Source organism: Nostoc sp. PCC 7524, from assembly GCF_000316645.1.
GTDB lineage: Bacteria > Cyanobacteriota > Cyanobacteriia > Cyanobacteriales > Nostocaceae > Trichormus.
On record NC_019684.1, the window covers coordinates 125,401 to 146,976 of the forward strand.

At 40.4% G+C, this 21,576-nt stretch carries 20 protein-coding genes; 7 read left to right on the plus strand and 13 right to left on the minus strand.

The window, feature by feature from the left end; all coding sequences use genetic code 11:
• Window positions 1-138: 138 nt before the first annotated feature.
• Together cdaA and NOS7524_RS00535 are read left to right on the plus strand one after the other, a co-directional pair.
• Entirely contained in the window at window positions 139-1,062 is a 924-nt protein-coding gene (gene cdaA, locus NOS7524_RS00530) for a diadenylate cyclase CdaA (protein ID WP_015136501.1), read from the plus strand.
• Entirely contained in the window at window positions 1,059-1,808 is a 750-nt protein-coding gene (locus NOS7524_RS00535) for an isoprenyl transferase (RefSeq protein WP_015136502.1), read from the plus strand. The genes cdaA and NOS7524_RS00535 overlap by 4 nt, the downstream gene beginning before the upstream one ends.
• Before the next feature lie 125 nt (window positions 1,809-1,933).
• Here NOS7524_RS00535 and NOS7524_RS00540 read toward each other — a convergent pair whose 3' ends face one another.
• From NOS7524_RS00540 to NOS7524_RS00575, 8 genes are all read right to left on the minus strand, one after another.
• Window positions 1,934-2,206 carry a DUF3143 domain-containing protein gene (locus NOS7524_RS00540; protein WP_015136503.1) on the minus strand — a complete coding sequence of 91 codons (273 nt, stop codon included), beginning with the start codon at window positions 2,204-2,206 and terminating at the stop codon, window positions 1,934-1,936.
• A gap of 71 nt (window positions 2,207-2,277) precedes the next feature.
• Complete coding sequence (locus tag NOS7524_RS00545) at window positions 2,278-2,781, minus strand: J domain-containing protein (protein ID WP_015136504.1); 504 nt, start codon at window positions 2,779-2,781, stop codon at window positions 2,278-2,280.
• 228 nt (window positions 2,782-3,009) lie between these two features.
• The gene (locus NOS7524_RS00550) at window positions 3,010-3,474 is read right to left on the minus strand and encodes a ferredoxin (RefSeq protein ID WP_015136505.1); all 465 of its coding nucleotides are present in this window, start codon (window positions 3,472-3,474) and stop codon (window positions 3,010-3,012) included.
• Window positions 3,474-3,860 (minus strand): DUF1257 domain-containing protein, encoded by a 387-nt coding sequence (locus NOS7524_RS00555; protein WP_015136506.1) that lies wholly within the window; start codon window positions 3,858-3,860, stop codon window positions 3,474-3,476. The genes NOS7524_RS00550 and NOS7524_RS00555 overlap by 1 nt, the downstream gene beginning before the upstream one ends.
• Before the next feature lie 41 nt (window positions 3,861-3,901).
• Window positions 3,902-4,111: a DUF2997 domain-containing protein gene (locus NOS7524_RS00560; RefSeq protein WP_015136507.1), complete on the minus strand. Its 210-nt coding sequence runs from the start codon at window positions 4,109-4,111 to the stop codon at window positions 3,902-3,904.
• A 980-nt stretch (window positions 4,112-5,091) separates the two neighbouring features.
• Window positions 5,092-5,919 carry a metallophosphoesterase gene (locus NOS7524_RS00565; RefSeq protein ID WP_015136508.1) on the minus strand — a complete coding sequence of 276 codons (828 nt, stop codon included), beginning with the start codon at window positions 5,917-5,919 and terminating at the stop codon, window positions 5,092-5,094.
• A 223-nt stretch (window positions 5,920-6,142) separates the two neighbouring features.
• Window positions 6,143-6,973, minus strand: a complete 831-nt coding sequence (locus NOS7524_RS00570) for a metallophosphoesterase (protein ID WP_015136509.1) — start codon at window positions 6,971-6,973, stop codon at window positions 6,143-6,145.
• A gap of 126 nt (window positions 6,974-7,099) precedes the next feature.
• Entirely contained in the window at window positions 7,100-7,954 is an 855-nt protein-coding gene (locus NOS7524_RS00575) for an alpha/beta hydrolase (protein WP_015136510.1), read from the minus strand.
• A gap of 90 nt (window positions 7,955-8,044) precedes the next feature.
• Between NOS7524_RS00575 and NOS7524_RS00580 the strand changes: the two genes are divergently transcribed.
• Window positions 8,045-8,989, plus strand: a complete 945-nt coding sequence (locus NOS7524_RS00580; protein WP_015136511.1) for a lysophospholipid acyltransferase family protein — start codon at window positions 8,045-8,047, stop codon at window positions 8,987-8,989.
• Window positions 8,990-9,012: 23 nt separating this feature from the next.
• On the opposite strand, the gene NOS7524_RS00585 is transcribed toward NOS7524_RS00580, so the two are convergent.
• Window positions 9,013-10,257 (minus strand): RNA-guided endonuclease InsQ/TnpB family protein, encoded by a 1,245-nt coding sequence (locus NOS7524_RS00585; RefSeq protein WP_015136512.1) that lies wholly within the window; start codon window positions 10,255-10,257, stop codon window positions 9,013-9,015.
• A gap of 75 nt (window positions 10,258-10,332) precedes the next feature.
• On the opposite strand from NOS7524_RS00585, the gene tnpA reads away from it, so the two are divergent.
• The gene (tnpA, locus tag NOS7524_RS00590; RefSeq protein ID WP_015136513.1) at window positions 10,333-10,746 is read left to right on the plus strand and encodes an IS200/IS605 family transposase; all 414 of its coding nucleotides are present in this window, start codon (window positions 10,333-10,335) and stop codon (window positions 10,744-10,746) included.
• Between the two features lie 183 nt (window positions 10,747-10,929).
• Here tnpA and NOS7524_RS27690 read toward each other — a convergent pair whose 3' ends face one another.
• The 3 genes from NOS7524_RS27690 to NOS7524_RS00605 are packed head-to-tail and all read right to left on the minus strand — an operon-like array spanning window position 10,930 to window position 14,468.
• Entirely contained in the window at window positions 10,930-11,859 is a 930-nt protein-coding gene (locus NOS7524_RS27690; protein WP_015136514.1) for a DUF6262 family protein, read from the minus strand.
• Window positions 11,849-13,429, minus strand: a complete 1,581-nt coding sequence (locus NOS7524_RS00600) for a tyrosine-type recombinase/integrase (RefSeq protein ID WP_015136515.1) — start codon at window positions 13,427-13,429, stop codon at window positions 11,849-11,851. The genes NOS7524_RS27690 and NOS7524_RS00600 overlap by 11 nt, the downstream gene beginning before the upstream one ends.
• Window positions 13,419-14,468, minus strand: a complete 1,050-nt coding sequence (locus NOS7524_RS00605; protein WP_235622358.1) for a tyrosine-type recombinase/integrase — start codon at window positions 14,466-14,468, stop codon at window positions 13,419-13,421. The genes NOS7524_RS00600 and NOS7524_RS00605 overlap by 11 nt, the downstream gene beginning before the upstream one ends.
• A gap of 485 nt (window positions 14,469-14,953) precedes the next feature.
• On the opposite strand from NOS7524_RS00605, the gene NOS7524_RS00610 reads away from it, so the two are divergent.
• The gene (locus tag NOS7524_RS00610; RefSeq protein WP_015136517.1) at window positions 14,954-16,504 is read left to right on the plus strand and encodes a tetratricopeptide repeat protein; all 1,551 of its coding nucleotides are present in this window, start codon (window positions 14,954-14,956) and stop codon (window positions 16,502-16,504) included.
• A 154-nt stretch (window positions 16,505-16,658) separates the two neighbouring features.
• On the opposite strand, the gene NOS7524_RS00615 is transcribed toward NOS7524_RS00610, so the two are convergent.
• The gene (locus tag NOS7524_RS00615; RefSeq protein WP_015136518.1) at window positions 16,659-18,920 is read right to left on the minus strand and encodes a hypothetical protein; all 2,262 of its coding nucleotides are present in this window, start codon (window positions 18,918-18,920) and stop codon (window positions 16,659-16,661) included.
• A gap of 1,288 nt (window positions 18,921-20,208) precedes the next feature.
• On the opposite strand from NOS7524_RS00615, the gene NOS7524_RS00620 reads away from it, so the two are divergent.
• Both NOS7524_RS00620 and NOS7524_RS00625 read left to right on the plus strand, forming a co-directional pair.
• A complete protein-coding gene (locus tag NOS7524_RS00620; protein ID WP_015136519.1) occupies window positions 20,209-21,093 on the plus strand; it encodes a hypothetical protein in 885 nt (294 codons plus the stop codon).
• A 137-nt stretch (window positions 21,094-21,230) separates the two neighbouring features.
• Window positions 21,231-21,551, plus strand: coding sequence for a hypothetical protein (locus NOS7524_RS00625; RefSeq protein WP_015136520.1), 321 nt, complete (start codon window positions 21,231-21,233; stop codon window positions 21,549-21,551).
• The last annotated feature ends 25 nt before the right edge of the window (window positions 21,552-21,576 follow it).

Below are 21,576 nucleotides of genomic sequence, written 5' to 3' on the forward strand. Positions count from 1 at the left end.
TAGTCATTAGCCAAGTACCAATGACTAATGTATGGGTGGGTTTACTGAGAACTCTCATAACCTTACAGATTATCTGGGTAAACCCGCCCCTACTGACTAATGACTGTTGACTAAAGTTACAAGAGTAATCCAGATGTCATGAGAGATTGGTGGAAGCAATGGCTGGTAAACCTGGGATGGTCTCAGTCCTTGCTGCTGGGGACTCTGGATATTGTATTGGTGCTGGCGCTGACCTACATGATACTGGTGATTATTAGCGAGCGCCGGACACTATGGATGGTGCGAGGATTTATTGTTTTGATGCTAGCCTCGGCACTGAGTGGCAGGTTTGGTCTACCATTACTAAATTTTGTTCTGGAAAAGTTGGTGATTGGTTGTGCTGTCGCTATGGCAGTTGCTCTCCAGTCAGAATTCCGCCGATTTTTAGAACAATTGGGACGTGGTGAATTCCGGCAATTATTTCAACCATCCAACCTAACTATTCCTAAGTCTGATAGTGTAATTGATGAAATTGTGGAAGCGGTTAAAGAACTCTCGAAAAACCGAATTGGTGCTTTACTAATTTTGGAAACCACTGGCCCCATTGATGAGCGGGATTTTTCTGTGCCGGGAGTAAAGCTGAATGCGGATGTTTCTAAGGAACTGATACAGACAATTTTTCAGCCGAAAACCTTGTTGCACGATGGAGCAACCTTAGTTCGTGGTTCACGGATCGTATCTTCGGGTATAATCTTACCGCTTTCGGGACGCACAGCCTCGCGCCAGTTGGGTACACGCCACCGGGCAGCGATGGGAATTACTGAGCGAGTCGAAAATTGTATTTGTGTCGTTGTATCAGAAGAAACGGGTTCTATTTCCCTCGCGGAACGGGGAACCCTAAATAGGCCACTGACGATTAGGAAGCTGAAAGAGTCTTTAGAGGCTCGATTATCCCCCAGTGTAGACCGGGAAGCTGTCGCCCCTGGTTTGTTAAGCTTGGGTCGTCAGATTGGTGGTAAGGCAATTGCACTGGTTTCACGTTTACTCGGATTACCCTCGACCGCTTCTCAAGACAAAAAATGACAACACAACAAACTGAACTGCAAGAATTGCCCCTGGATTTGAAACGAGAACTACTGCCCAAACACGTTGCAGTGATTATGGATGGCAATGGTCGCTGGGCTAAACGCCAAGGTCTACCCAGAATTATGGGTCATAAACGAGGAGTAGACGCGCTCAAGGATTTGCTGCGTTGCTGTAAGGACTGGGGAATTCAGGCGTTAACTGCTTATGCCTTTTCAACGGAAAATTGGAAAAGACCACAGGAAGAAGTGGAGTTTTTGATGACGCTGTTTCAGAGAGTTTTGCGTCAAGAACTGCGGGAAATGGTTGAAGAGAATGTCCAAATTCAGTTTGTCGGCAATTTAGCAGCACTGCCGCGATCGCTCCAAGAGGAAATTTCCCGTTCCATGGCAGAAACCCAGCACAATCGGGGTATCCGGTTTTCTGTGGCGACTAACTACGGTGGTAGACAAGAAATTTTACAAGCTTGCCGGGCGATCGCCCAAAAGGTGCAGCAAGGTATATTACACCCTGATGATATCTCAGAAGAAGTATTTGAACGTCACCTTTACACAGCCGGCATTGCTGATCCTGATTTATTAATCCGTACCAGTGGAGAAATGCGGCTCTCAAATTTTCTCCTCTGGCAGATGGCTTATGGCGAAATATATATTACTGATGCCCTCTGGCCAGATTTTGATCGCACTGAATTTCATCGCGCCTTGTGTGCTTATCAACAAAGGGAGCGGCGATTTGGGAAGGTATAGGGACTGGGGACTGGGGATTGGGGACTGGGGATTGGGGACTGAGGACTAGGTATTAAAGCATATATTCTCTCTTATCTCCCTCATCCCCCTCATCTCCCTCATCTCCCTCATCTCCCTCATCTCCCTCATGGGCCAGAAAACACAGCTTGTTCAATATCTTCCCGACTGAGGGAATATTTAAAGGCACGTTGGATATCTTGTCCATTTTCCCCTGCTTGGATATAGCGCACGACAATTTGCTCAATATCTAACCACAGTTCGGCTTGCCAATTAGGCTTTTGTACACGCCAGCAATGTAGCTGGGTTTCATCTTGTTGACAACCTTGCTCTTTTAACCACTGCTCAATGTGTGGCAGAGGATGACTGTATAAAGGGGTATCAGGGGGAAGATTAGACATAAAAAATTCAAAATTCAAAATTGATTAGTCATTCGTTACTTTACTGTCACCTGTCACCTGTCACCTGTCACCTATAACCTATTCCCCAAATAAGAAATTGGTTGTTGTAGTACAGCTGTTGGTTGTGGTAGCTGGGTTTGTAAGGCTCTATCTCCACGAGTTAAGCCAATGGTGATTGCTAATAGCAAACAACTAACAAACGTTAAGGCCAAAATAAATAAGGCAAAAATTTCACCAGACGAAAGAGGGCGATCGCTCGCATCCAAGTAAGCTGATTTTGAGTAGTCGTAACTATAGGATACTGGGCGATTTAGATCAGATGGTACTTGAATTACCCCAAACCGAGAATAGCCAATTTTGATATCGTAGTTTAAACGCCGTTCGGGATTACTCAAAGTGGCATAGGCTTCGTTGATTCGCTGAAATTTTGGCGTAGCAACAACAGCAGGTAATTCTGTGGTGTCGGGATGATAGCGTTTGCTCAATTCCCGATAGGCGCGGCGGATGTCGATTACCGATGCTGAGGGATGCAGCCCTAGCAAAGAGTAATAGTTGGGTTCACTGCTTTGTCGCATGGCCCCGTTCTGATTCACAGCTGTTTGATTCACCTTGCAATCAAGTTTTTTCTAATATTGTAAACCTGCTGGCCTATTCCACAGATGGAAAAATATTTGATGATGGACAAATGAAAACAGAAAATCAAATATTTTACTCAGGGTTATAAGTGTTTATACCCCTACACCCTCATCAAACAAAAAGACTGGTAGAACCAGCCCTGCATTTCATCAATTGTCAGTTCGATTTTAATAATGGGATTTTTTGATTTTTGAAGAGTTTTGCTTCTTACGCCGCTTTTGAGTTTTGATTACTGCCTGTTCTACCGGATAGCCAACAACAGGGATAACTTGATATTTGCGCTCTTCTTCTAATTTTCTCAGATCCGTGTAATCCACCCAATGAATGCAATCAACTGGACAAGTGTCAATTGCTTCTTGAATAACTTCTTCCGCGTCCCCATCTTGGCGAATTACACGCGATCGCCCGTAATCTGGTTCAATATAAAAGGTATTACGGGCAACATGAGCGCAGTGCTTACAGCCAATACAGGTGATTTCGTCAACATAAACACCCTTTTGGCGTAGCATTCCCCCCAATTCCGGCTCTAGTCCAGAACGTTCCGGCGCATCCCTTAAGAAGCCGCCTAGTTCTGGCTCGAAACCGGAACGATTATCTTCTTGTGCTTCCGGAGACGGCAGAAAATCAGCCATTACGCACTCCAGCGTTGTACAACTAAACGAATTGAACCATCTTCATTTTTTTGCTGTTCGGTGACTTGAAAACCAACACGAGATGTTTCTTTCACCACTGTTTGGAAAGCATAACGTTGGGTAATTTGGCGCAAGAAACCATCTACTGATAAATTTTGCTGCCAGTATTGCAAGTCGGCGACTAGCTCGTATTCTTTGCCATTCCATCTAAAGCCGATGTCATAACCATTTTCCTGCTCAATGGTAATTTCCGCAGGATGGGTTTGACCGCGATAACCACGTACTTCTCTTGGGCCTGGTTTCCAGTCTATGCCCAAATCAGTGAGAGCATCTTGCAATGATTCTAAGTTCCGGATTTGAGTTTTAATTTGGCTAAAGTGTGACATGGTGGTTGTAAATCTAATGACACTAAACTAAAGGTGAAAACTTACCATTCGCTGTAAGTAGCTTGCGTATTCGCTACACCAGATTGCTGTACATTAGTGGCGAAAAATTCTGAGGTTGGCTCCTGACTAAGTACCTGCCCTAGCTGCGCTTCTATGGCTGCTGTAACCTCAGCACAAGAAGCTCCCACAATGCCAGTGACTTTCTCTTGTACCCGACCGTCTGGATAGATAATAAACTCTAATGTCTCCATGCTCTTGGCCAACCACGATAGTACGCTTGAATTGTACTGCCCTAGCAGCAGGCTAAATACATAGCCGTAGGAACATTCTTACTTAGGAACAAATTTGCCATTTTTAAACTAATGTTCCATCTCTCAAAATAAATATCTCAGAATGTTTACAAAAATTATTTTTTGAAAAAGTCTATACGTCTGTCATTAGTTAGTTTCTCTTAACCTAATTAATTAGTCAAGATGAAAATTGAGCTTGTGTAGTTAAGCTGCGATCGCCTCAAAACAGGTACTAGCGGTAGTATAGCGAGCTATGTGAGCAATAAAACTTCAAAAATTATTGAAAGATTTTATCATTATCATCAGATCAGACCTATCTATACCTCGCATCAAAACGCTGTTACTCTATGTATCTTGGTGTCTCGGTGGTAAAAGTCCATTCCACAGTCACAGCAGCACAGAGTATTTTCTAGCAATTGACACTCCCCTAAACCCCTACTCCCCACTCCACTATTTTTAATGGTGTAAATTTTAAGATAAATTTTTGAATTGTTGCGATAAGTTAATGGTATTCAAGTTTGGTAAATAGCTATACCACCCTAGAAAAAAGATGCTAAATTAAGAGCAAGGTACAAAAAGGTTAAAAGTTCATGCAAACAAAACCTTGAAGTTAGAGCCTGTACCTCCTGCTCTAATACCTTAATGTTCGCAATCTTAAGCTCGTTGGTTGCATCCTGTAAAAGTGTTTTCGCCTTGAGTTTGTCGAGTTATTTGTGGAGGTTTTGAACTTACAGCCAGAAATGCCTGCCTATTGGAATCAAGGATGCAAAGATTCAGAGGTAATGGTTGCGAAAGTTGTCCACCTTAGTTGAGTTGTTCTCATTCTGTTCTTTCAATCTTCTCTAAAGACTATATTTACCAAACCGCCTCAAGCTAATGATATTTTTCGTTCTTAGCTTTAGGCGGTTATTGTCATATTTAATAAACCATTTTGACTACAATTAACATAGTGTAATTAAAGTCACTTCTGGGGGACAAAATAAGCGTCCTGGTCGATAAGTTCCTAAGCCACGATTGACGTACAATTGGTTTTGTGAAACTTGATGATATCCTTGCGCCCATTCCCAATATCGGACTACTTTTGAACAGTCTCCTAACAGAAATGGTACCCAACGCCGCAGTTTTTTGGGAACTTGTTTGAGCAACTTTTTATAGTGGTAAACCACAGGCCCGATACCTGGTAAAACAATATGGCCGCCGTGGGTATGGCCGGATAGTTGCAAATCTACTCGCCATTGTTCCAATATTTTGGCAGTATCGGGATTATGAGATAAAACAATTCGGGGTGTTGCGGTATTAAGTTGTTGCATGACTGGTGTAGGATTGAATTCTTTTGACCAGTAATCAGCTAATCCTACGATGGGTAAGTCTTGTCCTAGGGGGTAAGCTATTTCATTCCAGAGAACATGAACCCCAATGTTAGTTAAAGCTTTAGTAACTTCTGCTTTTGAGTGGCTGTAGTGAATATCATGGTTGCCAAGTACAGCATAAATGCCATACCGACTTTGTAGATGTTTAAGTCTGAATGCCAGTTGATGAATTGGTGTTGGGTCATCAGTTACATAATCACCAGTTAATAATATCAAATCTGGTTCTGCTTCGTTAGTAGCTGCGATCGCTTCTGCTAGTAATTCCTCTGATAAACGCAACCCATCGTAATGAAAATCCGACAATTGCACTAACTTTAAGCCTTGTAGTCTGGGGGGAAGTTCTGCAATCTTAACCGTTAGTTTATCTACACTTAAACGACCTGTAAACAACCAGTGCATAACCTGCTAAGGACTCCTCATACCAGCGTTTACAGCTTATCAAAAATCAAAATATATCTTGAGAAAGTGTTAAAAATTATTGAAGTGGGCAGGAGGCAGGAGGCAGTTCGCACAGCGTCCCGTAGGAAAGGCAGAAGAGAAAAGCCTTGTTCCAAGATGGTTTTATAGGTTGAGATTTTCAATTTGATTGTGTCTACTAACTTAACTAAATTATTCTCATTAACTATTCTTTTTCTAGGGTAATTACTGTTACTTCTGGCGGGCAGAATATACGTCCTGGGAAATAAGTTCCCAAGCCACGATTGACATATAACTGATTATTGCCAATGGGATGTAAGCCCTGTGACCACTCCCAACGATGGACTATAAAATACTCTCTGAGCAGACATGGAAAAAACCTCCGCACTTGTACAGGGATTTTGCGGATAATTTTTTTATGGTAATGTAATGCAGGCCCCAGACCGGGAATGACAATTTGTCCCCCATGAGTATGACCTGATAATTGCAAATCTACCCGCCATGCTTGTAAATACGCAGCTGTATCCGGGTTATGAGCTAATACAATGCGTGGAATTGTGGGATCTAACTGATTAAAAATCCCCGCAGGATGGAATTCCTGTAAGTAGTAATCTACTATTCCTACAACTGGTAGTTCTGTTCCCAAAGGATAAGCAATTTCATTCCACAGGACACGAATTCCTATCTTAGTCAGCGCCTCAGTAATTTCTGATTTTGAGTGTCTGTAATACAGATCATGATTACCGAGGATGGCACAAATACCATGATGACTTTGCAGTTTTTTTAGTCGCAGCGCCAGTTGATGAATCGGTTTAGGGGTGGTGGTGACGTAATCACCTGTGAGTAATATTAAATCTGGTTGTACTTGGTTAGTGACAGCGATCGCTTCTTCTAACAATTCTTCCGAAAGCCGTAAACCATCGTAATGAAAATCTGATAGATGCACTAATTTCTTACCGTGTAGAGATGTAGATAAACCTGCAATCTTCACCGTCAATTGTTCTACACTTAACGGCCCAGATAAAAACCAGCGCATAACTTACCTTTATAGAGGGATTGGGGAGCAGGGGAGGCAGCCGCGTGGGCGGGTTTCCCGACTTGAGCGGACTGCCGTGAGCAGAGGAGAATAACTATTGCCTATTGCAAGAGTGCCTATTGCCTACTAACTAATGACTAACAAATGTTTCTCTAGCCACTGTGCTAAATCAGCCAATACTTCCTGATAATTGAGATCATCTTGTAATTCGTGGTACGCGCCTGGGTATTCAATGCGCTGTTTATCGGGATAAGAGACAAGCTGGTAGAATATTTCACCACCTGCTGGTAAAGCAACTCGATCTGCGCTGCCGTGAAGAATTAGCAATGGTACTTGCCACTCTGGAGCATGATGATAAATCCAGGCGACGGTGGCAAAGTATTCTGTAGCTAAACGCGCACTCGCTAGCGTATGCCGTAGGGAGTCTTGGGCGTAGGCGGCTAAAATTTTTTCATCCCGTGTAGCTGCTGCTAAGTCAAGTCCGGTATTCAAGGTGAAACTTGGCCAGACTTGTGAGAGTAATTTGCCCAACAGTAGCCGGAATTTTGGTACACCAACTTTACCTATGGCCGGTGCTAGGGCAATTACACCGTTTAATGCAGATACTGCCTGTGGATAATGTAAAACATAGTCGAAGACAATCACTGCACCTAAACTATGTCCTAACAAAAAAATGGGGGATTGTGGCTGTTGGGTTTGAATTAACTGGAGAAAAGCCTTTAAATCTTCGCGGAACTCACTCCAAGAAATTATATGACCCCGGCGACCAGGCGATCGCCCATGACCCCGTAAATCTAAACCATAGATAGCATACTGTTTGGGGATAAGATGCTGAACTATATTATTGTATTTGTCACTGTGTCCTCCTAGTCCATGTACAATCGCTAATATGGCTTTAACTTTGCCTTCTGGAAACCAACTTTGATAATAAAGTTTTAGATTCCCGATACCAGGAAAGATACCTTCACTGTGGTAAATCATCGGGTTAATTTTTAAGATGTTGCCAACAAGCTGTTAACCTATCAAGGTATATTGTAGGGAATCCCTGAAAATTGCTCAGACTTAGCCAAAGTGTCATCTAGCGAGCAACAAACAAGTATTACAGAATCAGATATTTTGCCCCCTGTGACTACAGCGAGTATCAAGCGGGTAGAAGAAGGTGTTGCAGCCGCAAGCGATCGCGCTGTACGTCACATTATCACAACCACATTAAATCAGCTAGAAACGATTAATCAACAGCATACATCACCGAAAATTAATTCTAGTATTCGGCGGTTGGTATTGCGATCGCTAATTCATTGTATTTTCCGAGTCCGCGTTGAACACCTCGAACACATCCCACAACAACCAGCCATCCTCGCAGTCAACCATCTCCATCATATTGATCCCCTATTACTACTCGCGGAACTTCCCACCCAACCCTACTATTACATTCTGGGTGATGCCCGCACTCTCTATAACAAATTCTGGAAACGCCTGATTTTGAGCATTGCAGGGGGTGTGATTCCTCTAGCCAGGATATGGAAAGAAGAACTGGCTGTGATTCAAGCGGCAAAAACAGAACGCCCAGACTTGATTAACCTAGCTCAAGCTATAGAACAGACTGTACCCACAGGAGGAGATATACAAACACTACGCCAAATAGACCGCATAGTTATGGGAATTTTGGCGCATGGAGATAGCTTGATTCTCTTTCCTGAAGGACGACTAGCGGACACCGAGGGTAGATTACATTTACCTTTGAAGCGAGGAACTGTCATGTACGCTTTACGGGCTGGTGTGCCGATAGTACCAGTAGCGTTAATTGGGACACAAGACCTATATTGGGGGAAAGAATTAACGGTGCGCTTTGGTGAACCGTTGCACTTTAGCCACACCACTAGACCAAAGCGGAAAGAAATAGAAGGAGCTTTGGTAGCATTACAAAATGCTATGGAGTCACTTTTACCCACTGACTATCAAGAACCAACAGGGCCAAAGCCTTTGCGGCATTTTCTCAATCATATGTTGTGGTGAAGCGTTATTTTTGTGACATACTCCTACACTGATGCTTTCCTTCGGAACGCTCCGCGAACGCATACAGTGTAGGCTTCCAAGACAATCCGGCTATTGCGTAGGAGACTCTTGGCTTTAAGAACCGGATGCCCCTCGGCTCTTTTTCTTATTACGATGGCTGCATTATGATCACGATCCAAAGAGCAACCGCAGCTACATTTATGCCATCGTTCATGTAGCTTTTTAGGTACTTTTACACCGCAGTTGGAACATTCTTGAGTTGTACCAGATGCTTTAACAGGTATTACCAACAAACCAGCATTTTCGGCTTTGTTTGTCAGGATTGACAAGAAGCTACCCCATCCAGCATCATGTACAGACTTTGAAAGTCTAGACCTTGAAAGTCCTTTGATGTTTAAATCTTCATGTGCAATTACATCATATTTTTTAAGCAGATTATTAGCGGTTTTAAAGTGAAAATCTTTGCGCTTATCAGCAACTTTTTTATGTTGCTTACTTAATTGCTTAACAGCTTTCTGTCTACGTTTACTACCCTTTTTACGACGTGAGACACGTTTCTGTATTACTCGTAAACGTTTTTGAGCTTTGCGATAATGTTGAGGAATAGCAACTGTTTCAGCATCAGCAGTTGTCAAAAACTCTTTCAATCCCATATCAATACCAGTTATTGATTCTGGATTAATATCGGGTTTGATTTCTGGAATCGTAGAATCTTCTAGACTGAGAGTTAAGTAATAATCGTCAGCTTTTTTGGTGATAGAAGCAGTTTTAATTTTAAAACCATCAGGCAACGGACGATGCAACACAACTTTGACTTTACCTAGTTTTGGTAAATCAATTAAATTGCCCTGCAAACATCCATCTTTCATTTGTGGATAAGTGAAGGTTTTGTATCTAGTTCTAGATTTAAACCTCGGCTTACCACTGCGTTTTCCGTTGCTATCACCCTTAAGAAAACGGTCAAAAGTTACCTTAACTCTTTTAACTACATCCTGTAAAACCTGTGAATAAATATCACCATAATGAGGATGTGTTTTTTTAAGTTCAGGGAGTGTTTTCTTTTGCGAGTAATAGTCTGGATTGTCTCTTAACTCTGGAAGGTGACAAACAAGAGGACAAGCATTTACAGGACAGCGATTCTGCTCATACCAGTTAAATCTATCTGCCAACAAATAGTTATATTGTGCGCAACACATAGACAGCCATCTGTCCATTTCTGTTACTTGTTGTTTTGTCGGGCGTAATCTGTACTGGTATGCAGTCCTCAACTGTTTATCACCACCTTTGTAAATTAGTGCTATGTTTTTAGTATACACTGATTTTGCTTTTTGGTCTATAATCCAATGAAAAATGACTTTGTTTCCAAGGGGAGGTCTGTTAGCGACCTGAAAGCCCACCTTGTTTTAACAACAAAATACAGGCGCAAAGCATTTAACTCAGCAATGCTAGAACGCCTGCATAATATCTTTGAGGAGTTATTGATAAAGTGGGATTGCAAACTTGTTGAGTTCAACGGTGAAGACAATCATATACATCTTCTATTTCAATATCACCCTGACTTAGAACTCAGCAAATTAGTCAATAATTTAAAATCCATTTCCTCTAGAAAATTGCGGCAAGAATTTTCTGAGCATTTAAAAACTTTTTACAGTAAAGATGTCTTTTGGAATGGTTCTTATTTCATTGCCAGTTGCGGTGGTGTCACCGTTTCAACTTTGAAAAAATACATTGAAAATCAGCAACAACCAGAGGATTGAATTTTGTTCGTTTCCTCCATGTTCCCATCCCTTTCTACGAGACGCTACGCGAACGCCTATCGGCATTTGTCAGGGAACTGTCGTCAACTCACCTGCCATTCATCTCATCACTTCCGCTGAAATTATCTAAACCACAATGTACACAACGTTGACTGTATAAGCATTTAACATTGTGAATACTTTCTACAACGTTGACAGTGGATATTTTACCAACATCTCTTGGAAAGATATCCACTGCTCGTCCTGTGTGTAAACAATGATACCGTCTTTGGTGTTTTGGCTGGCAAGAATTAATTTCTTCTTGTAGGCTAATGCGTACCATTCCTTAAAAACATCCAATTCAGATTGTTGTCCAATTTCTTCATTCTTGATCCAACCCTCTTCTATAGCTTTTTTAAGCCATGCACCTGGTTTTTCAATATTGCTACTAGCCATTGCTTCTTTAAAAGCTTTTATTGCATTTAAAACAGTATCTTCCTCTGCTGACTTAATTGTTTTAGTTAAGGTTGGATTCAGTTTAATTCCAATTAAGTCAAGTTGCTGTTTAACATGATCACTGATATCAGAACGTCCAGCCCTTTTCTTATCTAATGAAGTAACCTTTGAATTTTCAGGTAAAGTAACAGGTAAATTTGCTTGAGAAATACGAAATTCTTCTAATTGTTGCTTCAACTCTGAATTTTCAGATTTTAGTTGTGTATTTTCACTTTTGAGTCTTTCTGCTAACTCCTCAGCACCTTGTAGATGATAAACTCTACCCGCTAAACCTTCATTAACTCTACGAAGTCCCTCTACTTCAGCTTCTAGTTTCTTAATTCTTTCTCTAAGCTGATAAATAATAACAGCTTTTGAATCATCCGATGCTTTTTGTGGTTGATTTGGTTTACCCGCTTTGAGTTGTTGCTTTCTTAAACTATCAATGCGCTCTTTAATCTCTGGGTATTTATAAAGATAGCTAACTGAAAGTCCCGCTTCCTTTGCAACATTAGCAAAGGTAATAGACTTATTCTCTTGAGTTAGTTTACGAATCGCTTTTTCTAAATTCTCTGCTGCCTGTTGTTTCTTCTGCTCCGCAGCAGACTTCAGGGCAGCTATCTTAGCATCATTGCTCATTCTTGTTGCCCTCCAGAGTATTGATGATATTTTCTAGATTTTTTTTAACATCTTCATTAACTTGAATTTGACGTTGCCAACCATTAGTTTTAGCTACTTCGAGAACTTTATTAGTACGCTCTAAATGTTCCTTATGTTGGTCTAAAAACTCAATGGTTGTACGAAAATCACCGCAGGTTAGGCAGGCATTGCCCTTACTACAGGTAAGCTGTGCGGGTAGTCCACAATATCCATTTGCTAAAGTTTCAGCCAAAACTTTTTTCTTCATCCATTGCAGACCACTATCATTGTCTAATTCTGGATGAAGTGATTCAATAACTTCGCCATTAATATTGACTACTTTATTATCAAGATATTTGTCTATTTCTTTTCTTAATGTCGCATCATGAATATGAGCATAAACCATAGTCATGTGAGGTGAATCATGACCTAAATATCGTTGGACAATATGCTGTGGCACTCCATTATTAATCATTCTTGTCCCAACAGTATGGCGAAACTGATGAGTCTGAAAATTCCATCTCTTGCCCGTGCTATCGCAAATATTAAATTCCTCTGCCAAGTGTTTTAAATGATTAGCAAACGATTGGTCGGTCATAACTTTAGGTTCAGGAATAAATTCTGGCGATGCTTTTCTACCGCAGAAAAGATATTTATAGTCTTTACCAAAATGTTTTTGAATGTAAGCTTGCTGCTCTTTAATAGCCTGGGCAAGCTCTATAGATATAGGCAAGGTAGTTTCAAACTTCATCTTCCAACGCATAAATTGAATAAACCATCCACCTTTACTATCTTGCTTAAGGCAATCTAAAGGTAGTTGACATAATTCTCCTACTCTCAAACCACATTCTTGAATAACCAGCACCATTCTTGTTATTGGCTCAGGTAAGGCATCTAGGTGTTCATTTAATTGACGAATCACTTCATCTGGAATATAACGAGGTAATGATTTTGGGCGACTAGGATAATCCTCTTTACGAATTAAGTAAGGTTCTACATTAAACCATTTATTAGTAACACCAGTTTCAAATAAAGAAGCTATAGCAGAGATACGTTCACCTTTAGTTGCTGGAGCTAGATGTTTTTGATTAAGATAATCTAGGTAGTCGATAATTACAGAGCGAGTTATATCTTCTATTCGATTTACTATTTTATTTTGAGATATAAATCTTGAAAAATTCCTGAAACAAGACAAATATTTTTGTAGCTTTTCAAAGCTAGTTGTTGTCGTAGCAATATATCTAATAAATCTTTTAATATCTTGTTTTAGCCATTCCTGTTGAATAGAGGAAAAATTTAGTTTATCTCCATCATTATGGTGTGGGCTAACTTGTAATCCTAATTCTGAAGCAGTCCAATAATCGTCTAGTATTTTTATATGACTAGCCGATGGATTTATTACAAACTTGTGTTGACATTGTTTGCAACGATATTTTTGTTTTCCTGTTGGATTAATGCCAGCTTTATGATAATCTATGCTGCCACATTTAGGACAATTTATAGTTGATTTTTTAACTGCCTGAAGTTGAGTCTTTTTTTCTTGAGTTTGTGGAATATAGTCATGATTCATTGAAGCCATCTCTCTTTGTCAAATATTTTTGATATTCTTTCTGTAAGTCATCATCTGTTAGATGAACATAAGTGTTAATAGTAGTTTGAATGTTTGCGTGACCCAATCGCTTTTGGACATACGCCATATCCCATCCAGACCTAATTAACTCTGTAGCATGAGTGTGTCTAAGTAAATGAGGTGTCGCTTGAATACCTGTTTTCTTGGCTAACCTTTTAAACAGTCCATTCACAGCACCATAATCCATCGGTTGACCTATTTCACCGTCCCAACAGTTAACAAATACATAATCACAGTCAATATCGTCTGGATATTCTTCAATCAGATAATTAGAGTAGAGTTTCATCAAATCTTTGGAAACATGAATTACTCTTTCAAATCCTGCCTTTGCCCGACTAATATTTATATTGTCAGTTCTGGGTATTACATGAATTTCATTTACTCCTTGTGAACGAATATCCTCATGTCTTAGTCCTAATAACTCACCAATTCTCATGCCAGTTTCATAAAGTAAACAGATAATAAATTTATCTCTAATTCTTTTACAAGCATTAACTAATTCTTTAACCTGCTCCGAAGTTAAACATCCTGGGAAAGTTTTTGGTTCTTTAATTTTCAGTAATCGTGTTTTAACTTCCTTCCCTTTGCTTATGTGGTGTAAAAATGGCTTGTATTTTCGTCCTGGTTGCATCTGATAGCGATAAGCATTAACCCCTTCAGTTGCTCCCAATCGCTCATGAAATTCATAAAAACCACAGACAGTCGTTAGAGCATGGTTAATTGTCTTTTCTGACCGTTTAGACACTTGTGGTTGAATGGATACTACTCCTGGTTCTGGACTTCTTAGCCAGTGAATAAAATCCGATAACTGCTCTAGATTTATTTCCTTCCAATCAATTTGCTTATCTCGTAAAAACTCCCAGAATAACTTTAGGTTGTTGGCGTAAACCCTAACTGTGTTGGGTGACTTTTCTAAACTGTCTAAGTAACGTAGGTATTTTTGGATTGGCTCGATGGGTAAGTAGTCGTCATCTAGCACGATCCATATTGGGCGATTTGAATCCAGTAGCTGACCTTTTTGAACTAACATATCCTCATTGTACACGTTGTGTAAAAGGTGTAGTTAGTATTAATATAGCTTAATAAAAAGAACTCATAAATAATCGTTGTTGTTGTTGTGTAAGATTATTTATGAGTTATAGATAACTATTGCGGTAAGTGAGAGGCTTCTGTCAGTTCAAGCTAAAATCAACTCTTTACGCGATTCAGTTTCTTAAACTTGCCCATTAATGAGCTTTTTAGGGAATGTCTTCGCAAGAGAGGATACGCTCAATTCGGTATTGAAACAACGTAAAATCAAGGGTTTTCAAGTATCTGCGTTACAAAACTTTACAACGTGTCCCATTTTGCTGGTATCTCGGCGGCTACCCTATATTGGCAGATGCCATTTTGGGAACACTGTAAATAAATGTGTGGAATCTCTGTAAGCAATTAGAACAATACTAACAAAGCAGTACAAAAATTATGTCTCAAATTCAATTGAACAATGATGCCGATGAGTTTAATGAACGAGGGATGTCCCGTGCAAAATTAGGAGATTTTGAAGGTGCAATTAAAGATTATGAGCAAGCAATTCGCATAAACTCCAACTTGGCTCAAGCTTACTATAATAGAGGTATGGCTTTTGCTAAATTAGGTAATTTAGAAGATGCCATTGAAGATTATGATGAGGCTATTTATATCAATGAAGACTTTGCTGAAGCATACTTTATGCGGGGCAATTTACGTGCTGGATTAGAAAAATTCTCGGAAGCACTTGAGGATTATAATGAGGCTATTGATATTAATCCATATTTTGCTGAAGCCTATTACTGTAGAAGTATAGCTCGTTCCTATTTAGGAGATGTAGAAGGGGCAGTTAATGATTTTAATCAATATATTTTTAATAAAGATGATAGCTCTTGTTATAGCCATGTTAATAAACATCAAAATGATTCTAAATTGGCTGAAGCTTTTTTTAACAAAGGTTTATATTGTGCTGAATCAGGAGATTTAGAAGAAGCAATTCAAAATTTCAATCAAGCCTTAAACATACAATCTCAATACACTGAGGCTTACTATAACAGAGGATTAATTTATGCTAACTTAGGAGATTTAAAAGAAGCAATTAATGATTTTAACAAATCTCTTGTTCTTCAGCCTAAAAATTTTATTGCTTACTACAACCGGGGAATAGCACGCGCTGAGTTGGGATATTTAGAAGCGGCAACTGAGGATTTTACAAAAAGTATTTCTATTAATCCTAAATTTGCTGAAGCCTATAATAATCGAGGTGTTATATGTAGGAAATTGGGAGATATAAAAAAAGCAATCAAAGATTTCAAAAAAGCTATAAATATTAATTCTAATTATGCTAATGCTTATCATAATTTAGCTTTTAGCTATCAGCAGTTAAGAGACATGAAAGGAGCAATCGAAGCATACACTCAAACTGTACTTATTAATCCTAACGATGCTCAAGCTTACTATAACCGAGGCATTGTCCGTGCTGATTTGGGAGATACAAAAGGAGCAATTGAAGATTTTAACCAAAGTTTGCACCTTAACCCAAACTATGCTAAGTCTTTCAATTATCGAGGTATCGTTCGCAATCAATTGGGAGATATAGAAGGAGCGATTGAAGATTTCAATCGAGCTTTATACATTAGTCCTGGCTTTGATGAAGCCTATTCTAACCGAGGTAATACTCGTAAAAAATTGGGAGATTGGAAAGGGGCAATTGAGGACTATAGCCAAGCCCTTCGCATTAATCCGAACTTTTATATTGCCTACTGTAATCGAGGCACAGCCTATCAATATTTAGGTGAGTTTCAAAAGGCAATTGAGGATTACGAACAAGCTATAAATATTAACTGTAACTTTCCTGAAGCATACTATAACAGAGGTACTATTTATAAACTTTTAGGAAACAAAGTCAGAGCGATCAATGATTTAATCAAAGCTGTTGAGTTATTCCAGAAGGAAGGTAGGATATCCAATGCACAAATCGCATTGGATTTAATAAAAGAAATATAATTGGTATTGGCATAGAATCGAGATCCCTGCAAAAGCGAAAATAGAGGTTCTATGCCAAGTTGGGTTTAGGAAGCTTGTCGTACTTTGCCAACATTGAGCGCTCGCCTGTTGTGCTTTTGGGTGTAATTTCAGCTATATCTACCCAATTCCATCACTAACTTTTGCTTTCTCGAAACGCCAACTCCAACGAAAACGGTAGACACCCAGGATTGGCAGTCGCCCACTCCTTAGCTTCTGCAATTAGAGTTTCGTTACCCGAATCGAGGTAGAATTGCATTTTGGCACGTTGCTCTAAGCGATCGCGTTCCTGAATGCTGAGAATATGTCCCGTGATTACGCAGTATTGGCGCACCTTAGCCCTAGCTTGGGTTAGAGCCATTAGCCGTAGTTTTGTCACTCGCTTGAGTTCCTCGATGCGGTAGGAAACATCAGCAGCCTCTCCACCAACAGATACGCCCTGCAAGCCGTTGTTGGCATTTTGGAGTGATGATTCTGCTGTCACTCTAGCGGCTGTTGAATTACCCTCGGATGCACTCTGCAACCCGTTGTTGGCAATTTCCTGTGGTGATTCTGGTGCAACCGCAGCAGGTATCGAAACTACACCCAGCCCGTTATTCCCCGTGTTAGATAAGTTTTGATTATCAACTTTTGACAACGTGCCGGAGCTACAGGGGTATATAAAATCCTGATGAAAACTGAATTCATTTGGTTGTAAAATGTTTGTAGAAACTGAATTCTCTAATTGATTGCTGGTTTTATTTGAATTAATTTCAGCAGTATTAGAAGAATTTATGAATGCAACATTTTCCGCAGACTGGATTACAGCTGAGTCTTTCTGAAAAACATCGGGTTGTTCAACTAACCCTGCTGACTCCAGCCCTTGGGGGGCTGTAGCAGCAGGAGGTAGACAAAAAACCTTCATATAGTAAAAATGCCCGTTGATGTCCGTCTGGTAAGGATTTTGGGCTTTTTGATTTTTTTCAGGGCTATGCGTTTTGTCAAAATGCCCGTCTTTGCTTATCTGGCAAGGGTTTGAGCTATTTTCTGCCCAAGGGTCAGTTATGTACCATTTGGGATGCCACAGATGTAGATGTTTCCGCAGTGTCTCTTGAGAAAGGGTTTTGTGAAAACGTTGCTTATATTCGTTGCTGATCGCTTTTGTACGGTCGGTTATGCCCTCTGGTAAGCCTGTACCCCATTCCAAGGCATTTACTGTCCACCGAATCCTTCTTTGGGCTTCTAGGCTGCGTTGCTGGTTTAAAGCTTGGCGACGATCAAAGGGGATGATGTTGTCTTTGGGTTTGATTATGCCCCTTATACCCGCGATCGCTCCTGCAAATGTGTTAGCAAATGTCCCCAACAGGCGTTCTGGATAGCTGGCATAGGGGGTATACCAATGGTGTCGAATTGTGCATTCTATCCAATGCCGCACCCTAGCTTCGATTTCATGCTGGTGGCGGCAATATTGCATGTAACCAGGGGCGACTGTGGCGGTCTCTACGACGTATTTAACTAATGCTTCGCCCTTTAAGTCCAAAAAGACGATTCCGTAGCCTACAAGGATTTGTAGGAGGGTGTTGGTTTGTCCAAAGCTTGTCCAGCCTGTGGTGATGATTTCTTCCCAGTCGGCACGCCATTCCTCTACGTTGGCGGATGCTTTTTTGCGATACTGTTCTCGGTTGTGACGCTTTCTGGCTTTTTTGATGGCGCGTTTGAGTTGGGTTAAATCTTGACGTACTGCGGCGCGATCGCAATAATCGAGAAAAACGGAAACTGAGTCGCTGATTGGTTGCAGGTCATCATCTAGCAATAACGCACCGCTTCCTGGTTGCATGGGGCAACGGATGGCATTGTAGTTGATTATGCAGTTTTCACCCCAAGGTTTGGCATTGGGGAAGATTTCTAAATGCCCTTTGCGGGGGATAAATCCTGCGTCTCTTAAGGCATATTCTAGGGCGCAGGCTAGGTTGAAGGTGGGCTGGAGGGTGGTAAAGGTTATTATCAGGTGATAGCCACCGCTATGACTGGACTGGAGGATGATGATATCGACTATGCCGATGTCTTCGAGGGCGGACTTGATGCGGTTGATAGATTCTAGGTTATGGTAGTCGCCACCTGCATCGAGGTCGATTATGGCATAACGGGTATTGGAACCAAAACGAACGCCTACTAGCTGCTGGCTGTTTTGATGCAATTTCCACAACTGGGATGGCTGGAGGTAATAGTCGATAGTACGCCACGCTGGTTTGGAGACGAAAGCGGGTACTGGGGCGACTATGGCACTCCAAGGATGCCAGAAATATTTTACATAGCGTTGCCCCACTGGGTCTTTTGGCTGGTGGGGCTTGATTTTGGTTTGGGAAAAATGCGTCCGATTTGATTTAGCAAAATCGTCTGAGTTTTGTGGCAGATACATAAATGGCGTTCCCTCGATGCACTAATAAAGGTCATCGGGTAGCCGCTAGTCGGCATCAAGCCTCTGTGTATGTAAAAAACTGCTGTTGTGCTTAAAAAATCCTGATTTTTCTTTGTTTGCGGTTCTTGAAAAAGTTAGCTTTATTCTCAAAATGAAAGTAGCACAAGGGTTTCAGACCCAAATTGCAGGTTTTTACATTTATCTCGGTTTAATGCCTAGTTGGTCAACAAGAGGCTTATAGCCTAGAATGAAATCAAATTTAAAAATCTAACTTTTCTTTTTGTTGGGGATAGCTCCCCCAGTTGCTGAGATGATTACCAGTCATCTCGCGGTCTTCATTCTTAGGCTTTCATTCTTAGGCTTTCATGCTTAGGCTATGAGTCTTTGTTGAAACCAAGCACCTAGCGGACTACCCAGCTTTTTTTTTGGAAGTTGCGGCACTCCCCTGACAAAAGTTGATTGAGTAAATCCGGCAATTTAATCTTTAAATCCATACACAAAATTCCTTGGTAAATGCAGTCCTTGTACGCGAGGTACTTACTCTAGTCAGATGGGCTTTTTCAAGCCCACGGCTAAAGCTGTGGGGTTTCTCACGCTGTCACCCACATTGCCAAACACAGAGCATTTGGCAAGTACACAAAAAAGCGTGATTTACCCCCTCGGCAGACAGTCGTATAAGTAATATTGCAAGATCATGCCATATCCGCAAGAACAATGTTTGAAAACTGATCTATCTTCTCCGAAGAAAAAAACCCTTATTTAGCAAGGGTTATAGCGACAGTTCATCCGGGGATACTAGAGTTTTTATCCTGGGATACTAGAGTTTTTGTTCTAAAGCTCAAAGCTATACAGGGCAAAGCTTTGAAGCCAATTTTTTCAACTTTTTTCTTTAGAACTAAATTTTTCCTAGAACTAAACTAGAACAAGGGGTAAGATCACCGAAGCTGACGTTTACCGCTACATAACGGCTAAAACCCTTGCTGTACATGGCGGCAAATTATTTCTTCACTATTTTTACGCCATCTAAGTTTCACAGCAAATTAAGGTATATTAAAGCTTTTGGAAGCCAATGCTGTTTATCGTTCTTGCGAAGTAATGGCTCGTCTCTCTGTGCATCTATTATGGCGGTGCGAGTTGCATAGATAATCGAGCGACTTGGTTAATCCGATACACGACATTTATCAAGCGAACTGAAGAGCAATAGTAGTTTTTCTTGAATAGCTGTATTAATTTAGCGATCGCAACTGGGAACACTAAATATAAGTGGTGATCGTTTCTAACGGAACTTATGAATTTTTTTGAAGGCGATCAAAAAAATAGAATAGCTTATCTCATGAAACTTCTTCTGAGGATATTCTTGAAATTCCCAGGATGGGCAAAATTTTTAACAATACTCATAATTTTTAGCTTCATTCTCCAAGCTATTCAGGGAGTACAAAATAAGTTTATAGAACTTACACAATCATCGACCTCAGTAGTTAACTCCCCTGCTTCTTCTCAAGTACCTCCACCTGCAACTGATCCATTTTCAGATGGGGTTAGTAAGGCCACCAATGCAGCGAAATTAGCTCAAACTGCACGTTCTTTAAATGAGTGGAACAAAGTAGCAGGTGAATGGGAAGCAGCTATCAATTTTATGAAGGATGTATCACCCACACATCCAAACTATCAAGTAGCACAACAAAGAATAGTAACTTATCCAAAGAACTTAGCCTATGCCAAGAAAAATGTTGAAAAGTTGAAACAACAAAAGTCAAAAATTCAGAAAGCCCAAGTAATTCGTGGTCAGCAGGTTTTTAAAAGTCTAAAGGGAATTTATCAAGTTAGAGGTGGATTAACTCCTTTACCTGTCGTCAGCGTCATTATTCCAAAAACTGGATGGGATAAGCTCTCCAAAACCGATAAAGTTGGTCTAACTATGTATACGCAAAGCCTTATTTCACTGGTTAAATCTAACCCAGCTAAATATGTTGATATTTCTCCATCCGCCCCTGCATACAATCTTTTATTAAGTAAAACAGCTAATCTTTGCGAAGACTGTTGGTCAATTATTTTAAGTTATAAAGATAGTCAACCTTATGGTGTTGATACAACTGTGGTTCAAGGGGATACTCCTTGGAAGCAGGAAGATCCATGTTGTCGTGGAGTTCAGTCATCTGAATTTCGTCAATAGCAAAATGAAAGCGTCCACACTTTTTACTTACTTATGTTTTATAAAGCTAGGGAATTTTCTAGTCAGAACCCTATTTTTAATAACAAAAAATAATAATTAGCGACTGTCCACAGTTTACATCTTTTGAGTAGTCAGATATGAAAGCTCGTGATTTTATTAAACCTGGTGAAAGTATCATTGTTATTTTTACCGATGGGACACTATTTGAACTTGGTAATGATAATACAGGTTTAACAGGAGATTGGAAAATTGATCCAAATCGTTCAGTTGATAGAGTCATTATTTATCAGCGTGAACATCCGATCAATAGGTTATACATTGCCAATCATGCTGGAGTGGAATTTGTTGAAGAAAATCGGTATAAAATTCAACTAGCTCATGTTCAATATATAGGGGAAACTGACTTGAATTGGAATGAATTTGCTGAAGGGGGAGCAAATCCTATTCGGTATCTCTAGAAGCGTTACCCTTAGCTGGAATTGG